This window comes from Vibrio sp. V42_P2S4T144 (genome assembly GCF_009904715.1).
Taxonomy (GTDB): Bacteria; Pseudomonadota; Gammaproteobacteria; order Enterobacterales; family Vibrionaceae; genus Vibrio; species Vibrio alginolyticus.
This window is the reverse complement of record NZ_WXWS01000226.1, coordinates 1-2,719: the sequence shown is the minus strand read 5'-3', so window position 1 is coordinate 2,719 and position 2,719 is coordinate 1. Positions and strand designations below refer to the sequence as shown.

Sequence of the window (2,719 nt, the reverse complement as noted above, 5' to 3'; positions counted from 1 at the left end):
GCAAAGAAAAGCTACTTCCGTTTGGTTGGCATAGCAGAACAAAATGAAAATTAATAAAGGGAGAATGGTATGACGAGTATCCACTCGAAACTATCACGAGTACGGAAGCCTCGTGTCCACATTACCTATGATGTTGAAACTGAAGGTACGACTCTTAAGAAAGAACTGCCTTTTGTTGTAGGTGTAATGGGTGACTTCGCTGGTCAAAACACAGAAGCGTTGAAGCCATTAAAAGACCGCCGTTTTATTCAGATCGATCGAGATAACTTTGACGATGTACTCAAAAAAATGAATCCATCGGTGAAGTTTAAAGTTGCGAATAAGCTTGCGAATGACGATTCACAGTTTGAGGTCGATTTAAACTTTAAATCAATGCAAGACTTTGAGCCTGCTGCGATCGTAAATCAAGTTGATCCACTACGCCAATTGATGGAAACGCGTAATAAACTGCGTGATTTGATGACAAAAGTTGACCGCTCAGAAGAGCTTGAAAATATCCTAGAGGATGTTTTGAACAATACGGACAATCTGGCAAGACTTGCAGGCGAGTTAGATCTTGACAAGAAAGCGAAGTCAGACAGTACTGAAGGAGCGGAATAATGACGACTGAAGCTGAAAAACAGTTAGATCCAACAGTTAATGAACAGACAACTTCATTCTTAGATCAAGCTATTGGTGCGACTAAGCAGACCGAAGCTTCTCGTGCTGAGGAGCTGATTAAAACGCTCGCTGAAGAAGCAATGAAAGGGACAGTTACTTGGAACAAAAACCTAACAGTAACTTTTCGTGAAGCGATTAATTTGCTCGATAGGCAGATTTCTGATCAGTTGTCTGAAGTAATGCATCACCCAGAATTACAGAAACTCGAAGGTTCTTGGCGCGGCTTAAATTATCTAGTGATGAATTCAGAGACCAGTTCTACTCTGAAAGTTCGCATGATGAGTATGACCAAGAAAGAGCTACATAAAGACTTGAGCAAAGCTGTTGAGTTTGATCAAAGCCAGATCTTTAAAAAGGTTTACGAGTCTGAGTTTGGTAGTGCTGGTGGTGAACCGTATGGTGCATTGATTGGAGACTATGAGTTTACCAACCACCCAGAAGATATTGAGTCGTTACGCCTAATGTCAAATGTAGCGGCTTCTGGCTTCTCTCCATTCTTGTCCGCGGCTTCACCAGCACTATTCGGCTTTGATGAGTGGACTGAGCTGTCAAAACCACGCGACCTAGATAAGGTATTTGAATCACTAGAATACGCCCAATGGCGTTCGTTCCGCGAGAGTGCCGATTCGCGCTTCGTTAGTCTGACGATGCCAAAAGTCCTTGCTCGTTTGCCATACGGACAAGCTACCGCTCCAGTCGAAGAGTTTGGGTTTGAAGAGTTCGAAGTAGATCCTGTTTCAGGTATTGCTGTTAACGCTGAACATAACGACTACTGTTGGATGAACTCTTCGTATGTTCTTGGTGTTAAGTTAACTGACGCATTTTCAAAATATGGATTTTGTACTGCCATCCGTGGTGCAGAAGGCGGCGGTCGAGTGGATAACTTGCCAACGCATTTCTTCATGAGTGATGATGGCGACCCTGATATGAAGTGCCCAACAGAGATTGGTATTACCGACAGACGTGAGGCGGAGCTTGGTAAGCTTGGTTTCTTACCGCTTTGTCACTACAAAAACACCAACTATGCAGTATTCTTTGGTGCGCAAACCTGTCAAAAACCAGCGAACCATGAATCCCCTGAAGCAACGGCCAATGCAGCCATTTCTGCCCGCCTACCTTATATGATGGCAACATCTCGTTTTGCGCATTATTTGAAAGTAATGGCTCGAGATAAAATTGGTAGCTTTATGGAAGCAGAAGACGTTGAGTCTTGGCTGAACCGCTGGATCCTAGGTTACGTCAATGCTTCTGAAGGCGGTGGTCAAGAGATCAGAGCGAAATACCCTCTAGCAGACGCTCGTGTTCAGGTTAAGGAAATTCCTGGCGCACCTGGTTCTTACAATGCCGTAGCATGGCTGAAACCTTGGTTGCAAATGGAAGAACTGACGACATCTTTGCGACTTGTGGCCAAGATCCCTCAGTCAGGTGGATAAGAAACGAATTGGCTGGTCGAAAGGCCAGCCATGACCAATCTTTATGTTCTAGATGGAATTAGCAGTGTCACTTAACTTTCGCGACCCTAGCAAGCTAAAACATGAGTTCAGTACCGGAGGCTACGCTGAACTTGATAGCCCGTGGTTGACTCGATTCAATGAATCTTCTGATCTTGTATCGTCAGCTCGAATTTGGCTAGAAGGTACACGTTCAAGAGATTTGGACAGCTTTCGTCATAGTGTGATGAACACAATTAACCGCATTGATGAGCTATTAGAATCTCAACTAAATGAAATATTACATCATCCTGAGTTTCAACAGCTCGAAAGGGGGTGGGTTGGAGTTAGGTATTTATGTGAACAGGTTGATTCTCGTTCATCGGATTCTGTAAAAGTTAAGGTTTTAACGGCGACATGGAATGAAATCAGTAAAGATGCTTTAAAAGCCATCGAGTTTGACCAATCAGCACTATTTAAGTTGCTCTATCAAAATGAATATGGGATGGCAGGGGGAGAACCCTTTGGTGTGGTGGTTGGAGATTATCAGCTTCGCTGTGATCCTAGTAAAAATTATTTTGATAGAGATCTGTCTGTGTTGAGTAAGATCTCTCAGTCTGCAGCTGCAG

The 2,719-nt window shown here is 43.6% G+C and carries 3 protein-coding genes; all 3 read left to right on the top strand.

The window, feature by feature from the left end:
- Positions 1–69 precede the first annotated feature (69 nt).
- A complete protein-coding gene (gene tssB / locus CAG68_RS08035; RefSeq protein ID WP_005387524.1) occupies positions 70–600 on the top strand; it encodes a type VI secretion system contractile sheath small subunit in 531 nt (176 codons plus the stop codon).
- The gene (gene tssC / locus CAG68_RS08030) at positions 600–2,093 is read left to right on the top strand and encodes a type VI secretion system contractile sheath large subunit (RefSeq protein WP_005375950.1); all 1,494 of its coding nucleotides are present in this window, start codon (positions 600–602) and stop codon (positions 2,091–2,093) included. The genes tssB and tssC overlap by 1 nt, the downstream gene beginning before the upstream one ends.
- Before the next feature lie 52 nt (positions 2,094–2,145).
- Positions 2,146–2,719, top strand: a 574-nt coding sequence (locus tag CAG68_RS08025; RefSeq protein ID WP_161440987.1) for a type VI secretion system contractile sheath domain-containing protein, incomplete at its 3' end; no start/stop codon positions are given.

Excerpts from the sequence above, each read along its gene's own strand:
- tssB (WP_005387524.1), top strand. The coding sequence starts at position 70 with ATGACGAGTATCCACTCGAAACTATCACGAGTACGGAAGCCTCGTGTC.
- tssC (WP_005375950.1), top strand. The coding sequence starts at position 600 with ATGACGACTGAAGCTGAAAAACAGTTAGATCCAACAGTTAATGAACAG.